This is a genomic window from Solibacillus sp. FSL K6-1554 (genome assembly GCF_038005185.1).
Classification (GTDB): Bacteria; Bacillota; Bacilli; order Bacillales_A; family Planococcaceae; genus Solibacillus; species Solibacillus silvestris.
The window spans coordinates 1738673-1756415 of the sequence record NZ_JBBOSS010000001.1; the positions used below are offsets into that span (position 1 = coordinate 1738673).

Genomic DNA, 17743 nt, shown 5'->3' on the forward strand with positions numbered 1-17743 from the left:
ACAAAAAAAGGGTGCGGTGCTTTAGCCACACCCTTTGTTTTTTGAAATTTACAAACGACGCTAAAGCTAAAGGAGAGGGCACAAATGAGAACGACATCCGAAAATATTACGGTTAATACACCGCTTGCACTGGCGGAAAAAGCATGTAAGGCGATTATGGATACGTATACACCAGATCAGCTGCCACCGGCGAATTCCTTCCACTATCATCAGGGGGTATTTTTATACGGTATGCTTCGTGTATGGGAAGCGACAGGTGACCAGCAGTATTTTGACTATATGAAAGGCTATATCGACAGCCTGATCGACGAAGAAGGTAACTTATACTTTGCACGGGATGAGCTTGATTCTGTTCAGGCAGGCATTTTACTGTTCCCTTTGTATGAACAGACAAAAGACCGTCGTTATTTAGTTGCTGCGAAAAAACTTCGTCATTTGCTGTATTCGATTAATCAGACAACAGAGGGCGGCTTTTGGCATAAAGATAAATATCCTTATCAAATGTGGCTGGACGGTTTGTTCATGGCGGCACCGTTTATGCTCATGTACAATGAGCATTTTGTCGAGGAAGAGCTAGTGCTGAATGTCGTTCGCCAGGAAAAACTGATGCGCGCACATATGAAGGATAAGAATACAGGCTTACTGTTCCATGCGTGGGATGAGAAAAAGGCGCAACCATGGGCGGACAAAGAAACAGGGTGCTCACCGGAATTTTGGGGACGTTCTGTCGGCTGGTATGGTACTGCACTTGTCGATATTTTGGAATTGATCAACGGTTCAAGAGGGCAGGAAGAGATGGAACAATCGCTAAAAGATTTAGTGCCTGCTATTACGAAGTTTCAGGACGAAGAAACGGGCTTATGGTATCAAATTGTTGATAAAGGAGACCTTGATGATAACTGGCTGGAATCTTCCTGCTCGTCCCTGTTTATTTACTTCATCGCAAAAGCGATTAAACTTGGCTTGGTTGATGATTCCTATCAAGGAGTAGTAAATAAAGCGTATGACGGACTGATCGAGCATATGGTCGATGTGCAGGAGGATGTAGCCAATCTAAAAGGTATTTGCATTGGCACATCCGCAGGGGTGTACGATTATTATGTGGACCGCCCAACTTCCGAAAATGATTTGCATGGCATGGGCGCATTCATCCTAGCAAGCATGGCGTTGCACGACATTAAGGCAAAATAATAATAGAAACGGAAAGGTACCCGGTTTATAGGGTACTTTTTTCTTGACTTCAAAAAATAAATGTAAAGTAATAACATGTTTATGTTAGAATAATTAGAAAATATAGAAAATAATTGTAGAAACTGCGTTACTCTTCTTGTATGCGCTTTATGTATGAAATATCATCTCCTTAAAAGAGAATGGAATGTTTGGTAGGTGTGGCATCTGGAACGACTGAGGACATTTTTGTATAAATATATTTTTCATTCATTTAAAACAACGATGAATATGTTGTTTTTGCCGATTGTGATTATATGTATTTTAGTAACCGGCGGAGTGTCGACATATATCGCAACGGCCCAAATTGAAGAGAATACGTATCAAAGTATGAACGATACGATTTATCAGACAAAGAACTATTTAGACCATACTCTTTCGGATCTGTTTTCACAGCTAGTGTCCATATCCTATGATACACGGCTCGTCAACTTATTGATGAAGGAGCAGGAGCAAATCGTACCGGAAGATTATATTCCGATCGATAAAAATCTGCAAATTATTTACGGGCGTTACAGTACGATTTTGGAGTCGGCTACGATTGATCTGAACGAAGGGGAATTTTTGATTTATCAAAGCGAATTTACGAGGAAACCTGTTATTGATTATGATGACTTTTTCGTGAATTACCGGGCAGATAGTGAAAATTTTAAATGGAAAAATGTACATGAAGACGTAGCGTTCCATACCGGAAATGCGGTGATGTCGATGTACAAGCTTTTGGAACTGAATGATCTCGAGAAAAGAGGCATTGTACTCTTTAATATTCGGGAGGAATTTTTCGGAAAGGTGCTGAGTCGATCACTCATCGGGGAGAATGGTTATTTGGCGCTCATTTCGGAAGACGGAATATACCAGTCGAAGGAACTTGAATCGAAATATACGCTTGATGATGAGACATTTCAGAAACTGCATCAGTTATCAACTCCAAAAGATCAAATTACATATACAAATGAAGACAACGAGGAAATGATTGTCATTTACGATACGCTTGAGTCCAATGGCTGGAAAATCGCAGCAATTGTTCCTGAAGATGATCTGCTGAACAAAGTGGAGTATATAAAAATATTCGCCGTGTTTTTAATTATCATCATGATTGGTCTTGTCGTATTTGTAACGAATATTTTTATTTCCTATATGTCAAAACCGTTTCAGAAATTGGCGAAACAGATGGATCTCGTCAATGAAAACCATCTTTATTTGGAAGAAAAAATATCAGGACCGAAAGAGATGCGTGTGTTGAACCGCGGTTTTATCGAATTGATCGACCGGATAAATGTGTTGATGGACCAGGTGATTTTGGAGCAAGAAGAAAAACGCCAACTGGAATTTGCTATTATGCATGCACAAATTAATCCGCATTTCCTCTATAATACGCTTTACTCGATTAAGGGACTCTGTGACATGGGCATGACAAAAGAAGCGAGCCAGATGGTCACGGCATTATCGAACTTTTTCCGTATCGGGATTAGTAAAGGGAAGGAAATCATCTCGGTAAAAGAAGAAATTGAGCATATAGAAAATTATTTGATTATCCAGGAGATGCGTTACGGGGATGATTTTACGTATGAAATTGAAGTAGAGGAAAGTATTTTGGATAATGAGATTGTCAAACTTTCGTTGCAGCCGTTAATTGAAAATGCGATCTATCATGGCGTAAAGCAAAAGCGCGGCCAAGGAAAGATTGTGATTAAAGGATACCGGGACGCAGATCGTATTTACATGGAAGTAATAGATAACGGCTCAGGAATTTCCGAGGAAAGGCTTGAAGCGATTCATGCGGAGCTGCAGCTGACTTACCAAGATCAGAAGCAATATATCGGAATTGGCATAAAGTCTGTCAATGACCGAATTAAAATGCAGTACGGGGAAGCTTACGGACTCACAATCCGAAGTGTATATGGAGAAGGGACATCAATGATTATTACTATTCCGGTGACAACAGGGGGGCTTGACTAAGGATGTATAAAATAATCGTAGTAGAGGATGATCGCATTATTCGTCGAGGCATTTGCCAGACGATTCCATGGGGAGAGAATAGAATAGAAGTGGTAGGAGAAGCAAGTGACGGGGAAATGGCACTTGAACTGATTGCACAGCATCAGCCGCATCTCGTCATTTCAGATATTAATATGCCTTTTTTAAATGGGCTCGATATGGCACGTCAATTAAAGGAAATCAGTCCGCAGACAAAATTTATATTTTTGACGGGTTATGAGGATTTTAGTTACGCACAGCAGGCGGTACAGTTAAAAGCATTCGATTACTTATTGAAACCGGTCGATTCGGAACTGCTGCTTGAAAAGGTGAAGGAAGCACTCGCGGAATGGTCCGAAACGTTTTCGAATGAACAATTGCTGGTAGAGTCGCGTGCAATACGCCAGCAGAAATTTTTCAAGCAGCTCATGACGGTTGGTGAAACGGAGACCGATATTGAAAAAGGGCTTGCTGAATTGGATGTTCACTTGGACGGGACATATTATTCTGCCATTATTGTGCATGACGGATGTGAAGGAAAGCTGCAATCGTCGCTTGATAAAGAAATTGTTCTGAATACATCAACGCAGATTGATCAAGACAAATTTCATCTATTATCTGTCACGGACAATGAATGGGTGCTGCTGATCGGTCATGATGAAACGGTGGAAGCTGTTGGCCTGGCAACCTTTTTGCTTGAGCAGCTGCCGGATGTGACATTGGCGTATGGGCGTCCGTATACGAATTTGTTTGAAATTGGCCGTTCGTTTGTCGAGGCTAAAATGGCGTTGGATTTGCGCTATATTCTGGGGACTGGCAAACTGTTTTCAATCGATGAAAAAGTGACAATCGGCGAGCAATCAGCGGAAAGTTTAAAAGCGATTGATACGAAACTGATTGCACAGATTAAGCAAGGGGTTCCGGAAAAAGTGGAGGAATTGCTTGAAGAATTTCATGACGCAATCATCGACTATCAATCGCTGTCTCTAGCAGATCTGAAAGTGATGACGTTGAAATATGCGACGCTGTTATCATTTGAAATCGACCGCTGGAGTAAAGACGAAGCATCGACCTATTCCGCTGATGTATATCAGGCTGTTATGGAAATGAACTCACTGCACGACATGATGCAAATTATCCGGGAGCTTATTCAACAGTGGTCGGAAATTCTTTATCAAAAAGAGGAAAGTAAGTTTAAAAGCCATGTTGATTTGGCGATCCACTATATGAATGAATATTATTCGGACAGCAACTTAACATTGCAGAAACTGGCTAAAATGATTCATGTAAGTGCACCGTATTTAAGCAATCTGTTTAAACTCGAAAAAGGGTTTAATTTTGGCGATTATTTATTGGAATTACGCATGAAAAAAGCGATGGAACTGCTGCGAGAAGAAAGTTTGAAAACTTATGAAATTAGCGAGCAGGTAGGGTACAGTAATCCGCAATATTTCAGCATTTGTTTTAAAAAATACACGGGCCATACACCGGCCGAATTTAAAAAGAAACTGAATCCGAATGTCAGCTAGCGGTTAAAGATGCCGCTAGCTTTTTTTATAGCCCGGGCTGAAGCCGAGCTTATGTGTACAAATATTTAAGAAAAGCGTTTGATATTTTAAGGACATCCTTACGTAACATTGTAAACCCTTACATCGTTTTTTATAATCGGGTTGTAACAATATTCAGAAAACAATAACGAAACTTAGGGATCACAGACCTGAATGATTAAAACTGTTTATTAACCGGAGGAGGTAGTCAAAATGGAAACACGTTATGCCAATCATCCTGAAGAGATTAAACGCTATAATACGGACGAATTGCGTCAGCATTTTTTAGTGGAAACACTTTTTGAACTTGGAAAGGTACATTTAACATATACACATGTCGACCGTATGATTTTTGGCGGGGTGACACCAGCTGATACGGAACTGACGATTGAACTGGATAAAGATTTGGGCGTGAGTTACTTTTTAGAACGCCGTGAACTGGGCATCATCAATATCGGTGGTGATGGGGTTGTCGTATTGGATGGTATTGAATATGACATGCAGCGCCGAGACGGTTTATATGTTAGCCGTGGTACGAAACAAGTGCTGTTCCGATCAAACGATGCGGCAAATCCGGCGAAATTCTACATCAATTCCACACCGGCGCACCATACATATCCGACGGTGAAAATTGATATTAACAACATCAAACCGTTAGAAGCAGGCGCACCAGGTACATTGAATGAACGGAAAATCTATCAATATATTCATCCGAATGTTTGCGAGAGCTGCCAGTTGCAGATGGGCTTGACGATGCTATCACCGGGCAGTGTATGGAATACAATGCCTTCTCATACGCATGAACGTCGTATGGAAGTATATTTATACTTTGATATGGAAGCGGATACACGCGTTTTCCACTTTATGGGCCAACCGGACGAAACACGTCATCTTATTTTGAAAAATGAACAGGCGGTAATTTCACCAAGCTGGTCGATTCATACAGGCACAGCGACAAGTAACTATACATTCATTTGGGGAATGTGCGGCGAAAACATTACGTATGACGACATGGACCATGTAAAAATGGAAGATTTACGATAAGCGAATGGAGGAACAATAGATGACACAGGATGTAGCCGGTTTTTCATTGGATTACTTTAGCTTAAAAGGGAAAATTGCGATTGTAACAGGCGGCAATAAAGGGTTAGGTCAGGCATATGCGGTCGCATTGGCAAAAGCGGGAGCAGATATTTTTGTCATCGCACGCAGCGCAGACTGGAGTGAGACAGAACGTCTTATCAACGAAACAGGCCAAAAAGCAACATTTTATCAGGCTGATTTAAGCGATCGTACGGTCATCAAGCCAGCTGTAGAAGCTTGCCTGCGAGAGTATGGCACAGTGGATATTTTAGTGAATAATGCCGGTACGATCCGTCGTTCGCCATTATTGGATTACGAGGAAAAAGACTGGGATGCGGTTATGGAAATTAACTTAAACTCCCTCTATCTGTTAAGCCAGGAAATCGCGAAAGTAATGGTAGAAAAAAAGAGCGGGAAAATTATTAATATCGCCTCAATGCTTTCATATCAGGGCGGCAAATTTGTTCCGCCATATACAGCGAGCAAACATGCCGTTGCCGGTTTGACAAAGGCATTCGCCAATGAACTGGCAGAGCATAATGTGCAGATTAACGCGATCGCTCCAGGCTATGTGGCGACAGATAATACGGCACCAATTCGCCAGGATGAAAAGCGCAGTGCGGAAATTTTATCCCGTATTCCTGCAGGACGTTGGGCTACGACTGCAGACTTGATGGGATCGGTTGTTTACTTGGCAAGCCGTGCTTCGGATTATACGAACGGTCATATTTTAGCTGTTGATGGCGGCTGGCTGGCAAGATAACGACTAAATTTAATACGAAATCATAAGCCGTATCACGCTATGCTGATACGGCTTTTACTAAAGGATGTGGGGACAATGAAAGTAAATTTAGGTATTCGTGCACATGATGTGGAAGCAAAAAACATACACGAGCTCGCTGCAAACGTAGCGCAAAGAGGATTTTCTGCAGTCCAGCTTGCACTTGCAAAATCCATTACGGAATTTTCAACAAGTACAGGTTCATTATCACCAGGGTATGGCCATTATGTAAAATCGATTTTTCAGCAGCATGATGTTCGGATCGCTGTTTTAGGCTGTTACATTAATATGATTCATCCGGATTTACCTGAAAGACAGAGGCAGCTCGATCGTTTTAAAGAGCATATCCGTTTCGCACGTGATTTCGGCTGTACTATTGTCGGAACAGAAACGGGCAGTGTTATTCCGTCACTCGGTTACAGCAAAGATAATTTTACTGAGGAAGCTTATATAGAAGTGGTTAAAAGTGTGCGTGAGCTCGTAGAAGAGGCCGAAAAGTTTGGTATCATCGTCGGGGTTGAAGGCGGAATCAATCACCCGATTCATACACCGAAACGGATGAAGCGATTACTGGAAGATGTACCGTCTCCGAACCTGCAAGTCATTTATGACCCAGCGAATTTTATGAGCTTGGAGAATGTCCATGAACAGCATTCTGTCATGGAGGAAGCGTTCCAATTATTCGGTGAACGGATAGTTATTGTTCACGCAAAAGATTTCATCGTAGACAATGGAGAAATTACGATGGTACCAGTTGGGACTGGACAGCTGGATTATATATATTTGTTGCAACGACTGAAGAAGGAGAAGCCGTTCATCAATATTCTTTTGGAAAATACACGCGACCCCCATCTTACCGACAGCATTCGTTATATACAAGGACGGTATGAACAAGCTAAAAGAGTGCAGTAAAGAACGAAATAGCACATCATACGCCATATATTATAAGATTTTATACAATTATCTAAAAATTTTAAATTATTTATGAAAGCGTTTTCTATTACTATTAAATTAAGAAGCACATTAGCAATGTTCACATGGAATCGATTGAGGGGGTAAGGAAATGGCAGAATTAAAATTAAATAATATTTATAAAATTTATGATAATAAAGTAACCGCTGTTGATAATTTTAACTTGCATATCGAGGATAAGGAATTCATCGTGTTTGTAGGTCCTTCGGGTTGCGGTAAATCGACAACTTTACGGATGATGGCAGGCTTGGAGGAGATTTCAAAGGGGGATTTCTATATTGATGATAAGCGTGTCAATGATATCGCACCAAAAGACCGTGATATCGCCATGGTATTCCAAAACTATGCGCTTTACCCGCATATGACGGTTTATGATAACATTGCGTTTGGTTTAAAATTACGGAAGTTGCCGAAGTCGGAAATCGATGAGCGCGTGCGCAATGCGGCGAAAATTTTAGGTATTGAAAATTATTTAAATCGTAAACCGAAAGCTTTATCGGGTGGGCAAAGACAGCGTGTTGCATTGGGCCGTGCCATTGTGCGGGATGCGAAGCTGTTCTTGATGGACGAACCGCTGTCAAATCTCGATGCAAAGCTGCGTGTACAAATGCGTGCAGAAATTATTAAGCTGCACCGTCGTATCGGTACAACGACTATTTACGTAACTCATGACCAGACAGAAGCGATGACGATGGCGAGCCGTATTGTCGTAATGAAGGACGGGATTATTCATCAGGTAGGGGCACCGAAGTATATTTATGATAATCCGGAAAATGTATTTGTTGGCGGCTTTATCGGTTCACCTTCCATGAACTTTTTAGATGGTCGGGTAGAAGATGGCTATTACCAGCTGGGTGACAGAAAAATAATTATTCCAGAAGATAAAATGACGATGCTTCGTCAGCAAGGCTATGTCGGGAAGGAAGTTATTTTAGGGATCCGGCCAGAAAGCTTTTTCGTAGGGGAAGAGACGGCGGAACTTGATCCTTCTGTGGTGTCTCAATACGAAATAGAAGTTGCGGAGTTAACCGGCTCTGAAATTATGCTGTATTTCAAAATCGGGGACCAGGAAGTTGTCGCATTAACAGATGCCCAACAAACAATTGAAGCAGGACAAAAAGTTAATTTTGCAGTTAATACGAATAAAATGCACTTCTTTGATAAAGAAACAGAAATACGTATTCGTTAATAACGGAAGCAATAGAGAAGCATCTAATTTAATAGAAGAAATGAGGCTGTCCAAAAGTCATTTACTTTTAGGACGGCCTTTCTTTCAACAATTACTTGTATGAAAGCAGGGGGAAAGCTCGTGGAACGAAACTATATTTTCACTTTAGGGGATGCACTGATCACATTTAATCCGGTGGCTACAGGTCCGTTACGTTATGTTGATTCATTTGAACGCAAGTTAGGCGGGGCAGAACTGAATTTTGCCATTGGCTGTGCCAGATTAGGACTTCCCGTCAAATGGATGAGCCGATTAGACGGGGATGAATTTTCGAAATATATTTATAATACAGTGCGCGGTGAGGGCATCAATATGGAATATGTGAAGCATGTATCCGGCTATCCGACATCACTTAATTTTAAAGAAATATTGGAAAACGGCTCTGGTAAGACGTTTTACTACCGCTATCAGTCACCGATTTTAACGATGACCGAAGAGGATATTGATGAATCAATGTTCGATGACATTGCGTATGTTCATCTGACGGGCGTGTTTTTAGCCATTGCACCGCAAAACCTGCAAATTGGACTGTCCATTTTACGAATCGCAAAAGCAAAAGGCATTCCGGTTTCTTTTGATCCGAACATCCGCTTGAAGCTTTGGACATTGGAGCAAGCAAGGGCTGCATATTTTGAGATTTTCCCGTATGTCGACATTTTATTAACCGGGCTGGACGAAATCGAGATGATTATCGATACTATGCCATTTGAACAGTTTGTTGCACAGTATAATATCTCCGAACTTGTCATAAAGGACGGCGCAAATGGTTCGAAAGCTTATGTAGATGGACACTGGCATAATGCCGAACCTTTTCTCGTCAAACCTGTCGATACGGTTGGTGCCGGAGACGGGTATGATGCGGCCTATATTTTCGGTCTAATGAACGGTTATGACGTGGCCGAGCGTCTGCGCTTTGCGAATGCTGTTGGTGCGATGGTAACAACGGTAAAGGGAGACAATGAAGGCTTGCCGGAATATACGGATGTGGAAGTATTTTTAGGACAGAAAACGTTAGTCGAAAGGTAAGGGGTCCGATGAAAAAATATGAAGTGATACACCAACTGAAAGAGCATAAAATTGTAGCGGTCATTCGCGGAAACTCGGTGAACGAAGCGACAGAGATAATTCAAGGCGCTGTACAGGGCGGAATCCGCCTTATAGAACTTACATATACAACACTGTTTGTTCAGGACGTATTTCAGGAGATCCGCTCTTTAGATGCGGTCATAGGCGCTGGAACCGTTCTGGATTCGGAAACGGCACGACATGCAATTATATGCGGAGCGAAATTTATTGTCAGCCCAAGCTTTAATGCGGACATCGCAAAATTATGCAACCGCTACGGCGTGCCCTATTTACCGGGGTGTATGACTTTAAATGAAATAATAACGGCATTGGAAGCAGGCTGTGATATCGTAAAACTGTTCCCGGCCAACCATTTCTCACCCGACTTTATCCGAACGGTGAATGGACCGTTGCCTCATGTGGAAATAATGCCGACAGGCGGGATAAACGCCAACAATATGCAGGAGTGGCTCGAGGCAGGTGCTGTTGCTGTAGGCATTGGCAGTGATTTAACGAAGGCCTATGCAAAAGGTGGATTAAATGCTGTTGTAGCTGCGAGTCAGGAGTATTGTGGGAAGCTGTGATTTGGAGCTTCAATATTTAGGAGGAAATATAGCATATTTATATGTATGGAGGCATTTTAAGTCTTGCTGGGCTTGTGAAAGAAAAATGACTTTCTAACGGACTCCTTTTTGTTCTAAGTTTTATATATTTTAAAATCAACTGAATTTTTTCATACCTAAAATCCTTGAGATTCAAGGGTTTTTATTTTTGACCCCCTTATTGTATGTGAAGTGTAGTCATTTTCTAATCCTTACGGGTTGTAAAAAATTCATAAACTGTTTACATTTAGTCAAAAAATATTGAGATATTAAGAAAGCGATATAATGAGTGGGAAAAGTGTCTTTTTTCACGAAGAACAAGGGCGCATTATTATTGTTTTATCAGTATAATATTTCCATATATTCGTTTGAGTGTAAGAAGTTCACGCGATGCTAAGCAAGAACTCAAATGGAACAGGGGGAAATTTATGAAAACAACGCTGCAGTTACCTTTCCAGCTAAAAGGCTTTTTGGAATTGGGTGATGCTGTACTGATCACAGACAGTAACCATATTATTTTGGATGTCAATGATACATATCAAAAGGTAACCGGTTTTGAAAAAAGTAAAATAATCGGTGTGAAAGCAGGTTTTATTAAATCGAATCTTACGAATAAAGAAACATATTGTTCAATGAAAGATTCCCTAAAGCAACAGATCCCTTGGTCGGGAATTTTTGTTAATCGAAAGAAATCGGGGGAACTCTGGCATTCGTCAATTACAATCACTCCTTTCAAGATAGCCAGTATATTGCATGACATCGGGAAAGCGGGTATGCCAGAAGGAATTTTATATAAACCTGGAGCATTGTCCATTTACGAAAGAAAAATAATTGAAATGCATCCGTTAACAGGTGCCGATATTTTAAATAAAATGTCGAAGGAAATCAATTATGATTTTATAAAGAGTATGGAAGTGGCAGAAAATATTATTTTGTATCACCATGAAAAATGGGATGGAACGGGCTACCCATTCCAGTTAAAAGGCGAGCAGATTCCTCTTGAGGCGAGAGTCGTATCGATTGTCGATGTATTATTCGATGCATTAACGACTTGCAGACCGTATAAAGATTCTTGGCCAGAAGGGAAAGCACTGGCATTTATTGATGAAAACAAAGGGAAACATTTTGACCCGTTAATTGCGGAAACATTTATCAGCCTGTTTTAAATATGGGGCCGGTATTAAACCGGACTCATTACTTTTAAGATGAAATTTTTTAATAGTGTTGCTAACATATTAGAAGTTCTCGGCAGCTTATTAGAAGATCGCACTAACTTATTAGAAAACCGGGGCACAAGATCATTAAAACTTTGTGATAGCATATTAGAAATTGTGGTCTGCAGCTTATATTAGAACTTTCCCAGATATATTAGAACATCCGACTCACATATTAGAAGTTCTCGGTAGCTTATTAGAAGACTTCGACCACTTATTTGAATATTGACGACTTATATTAAAAGATCGGTGTTTTATTAGAACTTTTTCGGGTTTATTAGAACATCGCACCAATTTATTAGAAACACAGAAACATAGTAAGTAATTAGTAGTGAAAGGGGAGGAAAACAAAAAACCAGTCACCGGTATGGTTACCGGAAACTGGCTATTTCTTCTTCATACTATAAAAGCTTTACTATAAATTAAGCTGTCTTCTTAATCTGCAATGCCATTGCTGCACCGAAGAATTCATAATGAATCTTCTCAGCTGGTACATCGAGCTCAACTAAGTATTGGATCACCGTTTCCATGAATACTGTTGGACCGCATACATAGACTTCCATACCCGGAACTAGGAATTCCTCAATTTGCGCTTTTGTAATATAGCCGTCTATATCTGAATAAACCGCTTTATACTTACCGTCTGTCGCTGCAACGTTTTCTTCGATAGTTTCTTTAAATGCCGCTACATTTACGTTGCGAGCACATTGAATAAATGATGCTTGGCGACCTTCCATTGATTTCAGCATTCCTTGTAATGGCGTTACACCAACACCACCGCTGATAAATAGAACAGGGCTTTCATTTTCCACTAATGTGAACACACCTGCAGGAGCACTTACATCCACTTTAGTGCCGATTTCTGCGTTATGAAGGAAGTTGGAAACAATTCCGTTCGGTGTTACATCATCTTCACGTTTTACAGAAATGCGGAAATAATCTTCCGAACCGTCTGTTAATGTATATTGGCGGTTCATTAAGTATTGTTCACCAGGTACTTGTGTACGTAATGTAATGAATTGACCAGCTTTAAAGGCAGGCAGTTTTTCACCGTTAACTGGTTTTAAGTAGAAAGATTTGACTGCTTCGCTTTCTTCCACAACTTCTGCAATTGTAAATTCTTTGAATGCGCGCCATCCTCCAGCATTTTCTGCTGCTTTGTATAAATCTTCTTCAACTGAAATGAATACATCTGCAATGACGCCGTATGCTTTACCCCAAGCGTCGATAATTTCATCTGTTGCCGCATCTCCAAGAACTTCTTTAATCGCTTCTAATAAATATTTGCCAACAATCGGATAATGCTCCGGTAAAATACCTAAACTTACGTGTTTATGGGCAATTTGAACAACAGCCGGTACGATTGCCTCCAAGTGATCGATGTGAACTGCTGCTGCATAAACCGTGTTTGCTAAAGCTGTTTGCTGACGATCTTTCTTTTGGTTTGTATGATTAAAAATGTTTAGTAATTCCGGGTTTTCTCTGAATAGGTTTGAATAGAAAGTTTTAGTAATCGCTAATCCGTGTACCTCCAATACAGGTACTGTTGATTTGATTGTATCAATTGTTTGTTGTGCTAACATACATTGCACGTCCCCTCAAATTTGGTTAGTTTATTTCTTGCACCATCAATATACTGCTAAAAAAAATTTAAAGCAATATTAAAAATACATCTTTAACAGATCTGTCACAAACATATATAGAAAATACATCTTTAACAAATTGGACACAAAATATTATAATGAATTCATCGACAAACATAAGCCGTTCTATTCGAACATTTTATTTAAAATGTTATACTTAAGTTGAAGAAAGATGGTGAACAGCGTGCGGTTAACAGTATATACAGATTATTCTTTACGTACGCTCATGTATTTAGGTGTACGGGGCAGAGAAAATTTAGTTACGATTCAGGAAATTGCAGATGCGTATCAGATTTCCAAAAACCATTTAATGAAAGTTACGCATGATTTAGGAAAACTTGGCTATATTGAAACGATTCGCGGACGTGGTGGCGGTATTCGTTTGGCAGTGGAACCTGAACAAATTAACATCGGTGAAGTCGTGCGCAAAACGGAAGATGACTTCCACCTAGTTGAATGTTTTAATCCGGAAGGGAACCTTTGCAAAATATCACCCGAGTGCAGGCTGAAATTTGCTTTACAGGAAGCATTAAAAGCATATTTGGCTGTGCTTGATACCTATACATTGGCGGATGTGCTCGTATCGAAAGACATTTTAAGTGAATTATTCGGCATTACCCAAACTAGTAAATAAATATTTACTAGTTTTTATATACATAAAAATAAGAAAATAAAGAGGGAAGCTATGAAAAAGACAGTTTTTATTACAGGTGCGACAAGCGGTATTGGACGCATCATAACAGAAATGTTAGTAAAAAAAGGACACACCGTTTATGCAACTGGAAGAAATGACAGTGCCATCAACTATTTAAATGGGATCGGAGCGGTTGCCTACAAAGCGGATTTAACAATTCCATCTCAGATAGATGAAGTCGTATCGCAATTGCCGCCAATCGATATCGCGATTTTAAATGCCGGATTAGGCTACTTTGAAAGTGCGGTTGATTTAGCGGACCGGGAAATCGATCAAATGTTAGATGTGAATGTACGTGCGCCGATTTACTTGGCAAAACGTCTCGCACCGGCAATGATTGCAAAGAAGAACGGCCACTTTATCTTCGTTGGTTCACAGGGGGGCAAGGTCGCAACGAAAAAAGCAAGTGTATATGCAGCGAGTAAACATGCAATTACCGGCTTTGTGAATGGCCTTCGACTGGAGTTGGCAGAATACAATATACATGTTACGGGGATTTATCCGGGACCGATCGATACACCATTTATTCAGAAAGCCGATGCAACGAACGCTTATAAGGAAGCAATCGGAAAATTTCTACTACCGCCTGAAAAAGTAGCGAAAGAAGTTGTCGATTCAATCGAGAAGCGTCCTCGAGAAGTGAATCTACCTCGTATTATGAGTGTAACGAGTAAATTATATGCGGTAGCGCCAGCACTTGTAGAATTTGTAGGCAAAGGTTTCTTTAATAAGAAGTAAGTGTGAGAGCATTCGATTTTTCAGTCATAAAAATTGAATTGCTCTCTTTTGTAATCTGCTGCAATTAATAGCATATTTATGCATGAACGAGAGCTTGTGAAAACTTCACGAATGAATGTTTTTAGATTGTATCAAAAAGTGAAAAAATTTATATAAATGCAGTTGCGTTTATTTTTATAACGTGTTACTATTCGTGTATAAACTATTAATTCAATGTATAAACATACATCATTTGGGGGCAATTAACATGGCGAATAAGAAAGTCGTATTAGCATATTCAGGTGGTCTTGATACATCAGTAGCAATTCCGTGGTTAAAAGAACAAGGTTGGGACGTAATCGCAGTATGTCTTGATGTTGGTGAAGGTAAAGACTTGGAATTTATCCGTAATAAAGCACTTCAAGTAGGTGCTGTTGAATCATATATGATCGATGCAAAAGATGAGTTTGCAGAAGACTTTGCATTAATTTCACTACAAGGTCACACTTGGTATGAGCAAAAATATCCATTAGTTTCTGCATTATCTCGTCCATTAATTTCTAAAAAATTAGTAGAAATTGCAAATGAAACAAATGCCGATGCAGTAGCACATGGTTGTACTGGTAAAGGGAATGACCAAGTACGTTTTGAAGTATCAATTAAAGCATTAAATCCGGATCTTGAAGTATTAGCACCTGTACGTGAGTGGGGCTGGAGCCGTGACGAAGAAATCGAATACGCAGCAAAACACGGTGTTCCAATTCCGGCAACACTCGATTCACCATTCTCGATTGACCAAAACCTATGGGGCCGTGCAAACGAAGCGGGTGTCATGGAAGATCCTTGGGTTGCACCACCAGAAGAAGCTTACGGTTTAACAGTTTCATTGGAACAAGCACCGGATACACCGGAATATGTGGAAATCGAATTCGTTGAAGGAAAGCCTGTATCAATTAACGGAATTCAAATGAAACTAGCAGACTTAATTCAAGAATTAAATAAAATTGCGGGCGAACACGGTATTGGCCGTATCGACCACGTTGAAAACCGTCTAGTTGGTATTAAATCTCGTGAAGTATACGAAATTCCAGGTGCGAAAGTGTTATTAACAGCGCATAAAGAATTAGAAGATATTACATTAGTAAAAGAATTGGCGCATTTCAAACCAATCATTGAACAAAAACTATCTGAAATCATCTATAACGGTCTTTGGTTCAACCCAATCCGTACAGCTCTTGAAGCATTCTTAAAAGAAACGCAAAAGTATGTAAACGGAACAGTTCGTGTAAAACTTTACAAAGGTCATGCGATTGTTGAAGGACGTAAATCTCCAAATTCTCTATACTCTGAAGAATTGGCGACATATTCAAAACATGACCAATTCAACCACGCTTCTGCTGTAGGCTTTATCGAATTATGGGGTATGCCAACAGTTGTAGCATCAGAAGTAGCAAAAAGCACAAAACAAACAGTAAATAAATAATTAGATATACGGTTAATGAAGTGAGCGATTCGGAACCCGAGTCGCTTCTTCTATTATGAGGAACATAAGTTGAGGAGTGAAACTACTATGGCAAAATTATGGGGCGGTCGTTTCCAAAAGTCTGCAGAAAGCTGGGTTGACGAGTTCGGGGCATCGATTGGCTTTGATCAGCAGTTAGTATTGGAAGATATTGAAGGATCTGTAGCGCATGTCACAATGCTTGGAGCACAAAATATTTTACCAAAAGAAGATGTCGAGAAAATTCTGGATGGTCTAGCACAATTAAAAGTAAAAGCCGAAGCAGGTGAACTGGAGTTTTCAGTTTCAAATGAAGACATCCATTTAAATCTTGAGAAGATGCTGATTGATTTGATCGGTCCTGTTGGCGGGAAGCTGCATACTGGACGCTCACGTAATGACCAAGTAGCAACAGATATGCACTTATTTTTAAAGAAACGTGTACCTGAAGTGATCGGATTAATCGAACATTTCCAAAAAACGATTATCGAGCAGGCGGAGCAGAATGTGGACACGATTGCTCCTGGCTACACGCATTTACAGCGTGCGCAGCCGATTAGTTTTGCCCACCATTTAATGGTGTACTTCTGGCAGCTGCAACGTGATAAAGAGCGTTTTACAGAATCAATGAAACGTATTGATATTTTACCTTTAGGTGCCGGAGCGATGGCAGGTACAACATTCCCGATCGACCGTCTAAAATCGGCTGAACTGCTTGGATTTGCTGAAGTATATGCCAATTCAATGGATGCGGTAAGTGATCGTGACTTTATCGTCGAATTTTTATCGAATTCAGCACTATTAATGACACACTTATCACGTTTTGCGGAAGAAATCATTATTTGGTCGACAGATGAATTTAAATTTATCGAGCTGGATGATGCGTTCTCAACGGGTTCATCCATTATGCCACAAAAGAAAAACCCGGATATGGCAGAGCTGATCCGCGGGAAAACAGGCCGTGCATACGGGAACTTAATGGGGCTGTTAACAGTTTTAAAAGGTACGCCATTAACATATAACAAAGATATGCAGGAAGACAAAGAGGGCATGTTCGATACGATGGAAACCGTATTAGGCTCACTGAAAATCTTCGAAGGTATGGTTCGTACGATGACGGTCAACAAAGCGCGTCTACACAGTGCTGTACATTCAGACTTTTCAAATGCGACAGAGCTTGCGGATTATTTGGCGACAAAAGGAATGCCGTTCCGTGAAGCACATGAAGTAACAGGGAAGCTTGTATTTACATGCATCCAGCAAGGAATTTACCTACTGAATCTGCCATTGGAAGAAATGCAGAAAGAATCTGCGTTAATTGAAGAAGATATTTATGCAGTACTTGCACCGGAAGCTGCTGTCAGCCGACGTAATTCATTGGGCGGTACAGGTTTTGAGCAAGTAGCACTTCAAATTCAAAATGCGAAACAGCTATTAGTTTAACAATGGATGTCCTGTAGAAATTTTTACAGGACATTTTTGTTCCTTTTTT

15 protein-coding genes are annotated in these 17743 nt (G+C 40.3%); 14 read left to right on the top strand and 1 reads right to left on the bottom strand.

Annotated features, from left to right (window positions below):
- Positions 1–84 precede the first annotated feature (84 nt).
- The 10 genes from MHB58_RS08435 to MHB58_RS08480 all read left to right on the top strand — a co-directional run bounded on the left by MHB58_RS08435 (position 85) and on the right by MHB58_RS08480 (position 11648).
- Entirely contained in the window at positions 85–1191 is a 1107-nt protein-coding gene (locus tag MHB58_RS08435; RefSeq protein ID WP_340735023.1) for a glycoside hydrolase family 88/105 protein, read from the top strand.
- A gap of 225 nt (positions 1192–1416) precedes the next feature.
- Positions 1417–3186, top strand: a complete 1770-nt coding sequence (locus tag MHB58_RS08440; RefSeq protein WP_340735024.1) for a sensor histidine kinase — start codon at positions 1417–1419, stop codon at positions 3184–3186.
- A gap of 2 nt (positions 3187–3188) precedes the next feature.
- A complete protein-coding gene (locus MHB58_RS08445; protein ID WP_340735025.1) occupies positions 3189–4733 on the top strand; it encodes a response regulator in 1545 nt (514 codons plus the stop codon).
- A 231-nt stretch (positions 4734–4964) separates the two neighbouring features.
- Complete coding sequence (gene kduI / locus MHB58_RS08450) at positions 4965–5795, top strand: 5-dehydro-4-deoxy-D-glucuronate isomerase (RefSeq protein ID WP_340735026.1); 831 nt, start codon at positions 4965–4967, stop codon at positions 5793–5795.
- A gap of 19 nt (positions 5796–5814) precedes the next feature.
- Entirely contained in the window at positions 5815–6597 is a 783-nt protein-coding gene (gene kduD, locus MHB58_RS08455; protein WP_340735027.1) for a 2-dehydro-3-deoxy-D-gluconate 5-dehydrogenase KduD, read from the top strand.
- Positions 6598–6672: 75 nt separating this feature from the next.
- Positions 6673–7527, top strand: coding sequence for a sugar phosphate isomerase/epimerase family protein (locus MHB58_RS08460; protein ID WP_340735028.1), 855 nt, complete (start codon positions 6673–6675; stop codon positions 7525–7527).
- Positions 7528–7678: 151 nt separating this feature from the next.
- On the top strand, positions 7679–8776 hold the full coding sequence (locus MHB58_RS08465) for an ABC transporter ATP-binding protein (RefSeq protein WP_340735029.1): 1098 nt from the start codon (positions 7679–7681) through the stop codon (positions 8774–8776).
- 99 nt (positions 8777–8875) lie between these two features.
- Positions 8876–9841 carry a sugar kinase gene (locus MHB58_RS08470; protein WP_445683147.1) on the top strand — a complete coding sequence of 322 codons (966 nt, stop codon included), beginning with the start codon at positions 8876–8878 and terminating at the stop codon, positions 9839–9841.
- Positions 9842–9849: 8 nt separating this feature from the next.
- Positions 9850–10464 (top strand): bifunctional 2-keto-4-hydroxyglutarate aldolase/2-keto-3-deoxy-6-phosphogluconate aldolase, encoded by a 615-nt coding sequence (locus MHB58_RS08475; RefSeq protein ID WP_340735031.1) that lies wholly within the window; start codon positions 9850–9852, stop codon positions 10462–10464.
- A gap of 446 nt (positions 10465–10910) precedes the next feature.
- On the top strand, positions 10911–11648 hold the full coding sequence (locus MHB58_RS08480; protein ID WP_340735032.1) for an HD domain-containing phosphohydrolase: 738 nt from the start codon (positions 10911–10913) through the stop codon (positions 11646–11648).
- Positions 11649–12118: 470 nt separating this feature from the next.
- Here the strand turns inward: MHB58_RS08480 and hmpA are convergent, their stop codons facing one another.
- A complete protein-coding gene (gene hmpA, locus MHB58_RS08485) occupies positions 12119–13279 on the bottom strand; it encodes an NO-inducible flavohemoprotein (protein ID WP_340735033.1) in 1161 nt (386 codons plus the stop codon).
- Between the two features lie 244 nt (positions 13280–13523).
- On the opposite strand from hmpA, the gene MHB58_RS08490 reads away from it, so the two are divergent.
- From MHB58_RS08490 to argH, 4 genes are all read left to right on the top strand, one after another.
- Complete coding sequence (locus MHB58_RS08490) at positions 13524–13973, top strand: RrF2 family transcriptional regulator (RefSeq protein ID WP_179946239.1); 450 nt, start codon at positions 13524–13526, stop codon at positions 13971–13973.
- A 51-nt stretch (positions 13974–14024) separates the two neighbouring features.
- Positions 14025–14771: an SDR family NAD(P)-dependent oxidoreductase gene (locus tag MHB58_RS08495; RefSeq protein WP_340735034.1), complete on the top strand. Its 747-nt coding sequence runs from the start codon at positions 14025–14027 to the stop codon at positions 14769–14771.
- 247 nt (positions 14772–15018) lie between these two features.
- On the top strand, positions 15019–16233 hold the full coding sequence (locus MHB58_RS08500) for an argininosuccinate synthase (protein ID WP_340735035.1): 1215 nt from the start codon (positions 15019–15021) through the stop codon (positions 16231–16233).
- An 87-nt stretch (positions 16234–16320) separates the two neighbouring features.
- Positions 16321–17694 (top strand): argininosuccinate lyase, encoded by a 1374-nt coding sequence (argH, locus tag MHB58_RS08505; RefSeq protein ID WP_340735036.1) that lies wholly within the window; start codon positions 16321–16323, stop codon positions 17692–17694.
- The last annotated feature ends 49 nt before the right edge of the window (positions 17695–17743 follow it).

What these genes read in the sequence shown, in the direction of transcription:
- MHB58_RS08435 (WP_340735023.1), top strand. Translation starts at nt 85, where the DNA reads ATGAGAACGACATCCGAAAATATTACGGTTAATACACCGCTTGCACTG.
- MHB58_RS08445 (WP_340735025.1), top strand. Translation starts at nt 3,189, where the DNA reads ATGTATAAAATAATCGTAGTAGAGGATGATCGCATTATTCGTCGAGGC.
- kduI (WP_340735026.1), top strand. Translation starts at nt 4,965, where the DNA reads ATGGAAACACGTTATGCCAATCATCCTGAAGAGATTAAACGCTATAAT.
- kduD (WP_340735027.1), top strand. Translation starts at nt 5,815, where the DNA reads ATGACACAGGATGTAGCCGGTTTTTCATTGGATTACTTTAGCTTAAAA.
- MHB58_RS08460 (WP_340735028.1), top strand. Translation starts at nt 6,673, where the DNA reads ATGAAAGTAAATTTAGGTATTCGTGCACATGATGTGGAAGCAAAAAAC.
- MHB58_RS08465 (WP_340735029.1), top strand. Translation starts at nt 7,679, where the DNA reads ATGGCAGAATTAAAATTAAATAATATTTATAAAATTTATGATAATAAA.
- MHB58_RS08470 (WP_445683147.1), top strand. Translation starts at nt 8,876, where the DNA reads ATGAAAGCAGGGGGAAAGCTCGTGGAACGAAACTATATTTTCACTTTA.
- MHB58_RS08475 (WP_340735031.1), top strand. Translation starts at nt 9,850, where the DNA reads ATGAAAAAATATGAAGTGATACACCAACTGAAAGAGCATAAAATTGTA.
- MHB58_RS08480 (WP_340735032.1), top strand. Translation starts at nt 10,911, where the DNA reads ATGAAAACAACGCTGCAGTTACCTTTCCAGCTAAAAGGCTTTTTGGAA.
- hmpA (WP_340735033.1), bottom strand. Translation starts at nt 13,279, where the DNA reads ATGTTAGCACAACAAACAATTGATACAATCAAATCAACAGTACCTGTA.
- MHB58_RS08495 (WP_340735034.1), top strand. Translation starts at nt 14,025, where the DNA reads ATGAAAAAGACAGTTTTTATTACAGGTGCGACAAGCGGTATTGGACGC.
- MHB58_RS08500 (WP_340735035.1), top strand. Translation starts at nt 15,019, where the DNA reads ATGGCGAATAAGAAAGTCGTATTAGCATATTCAGGTGGTCTTGATACA.
- argH (WP_340735036.1), top strand. Translation starts at nt 16,321, where the DNA reads ATGGCAAAATTATGGGGCGGTCGTTTCCAAAAGTCTGCAGAAAGCTGG.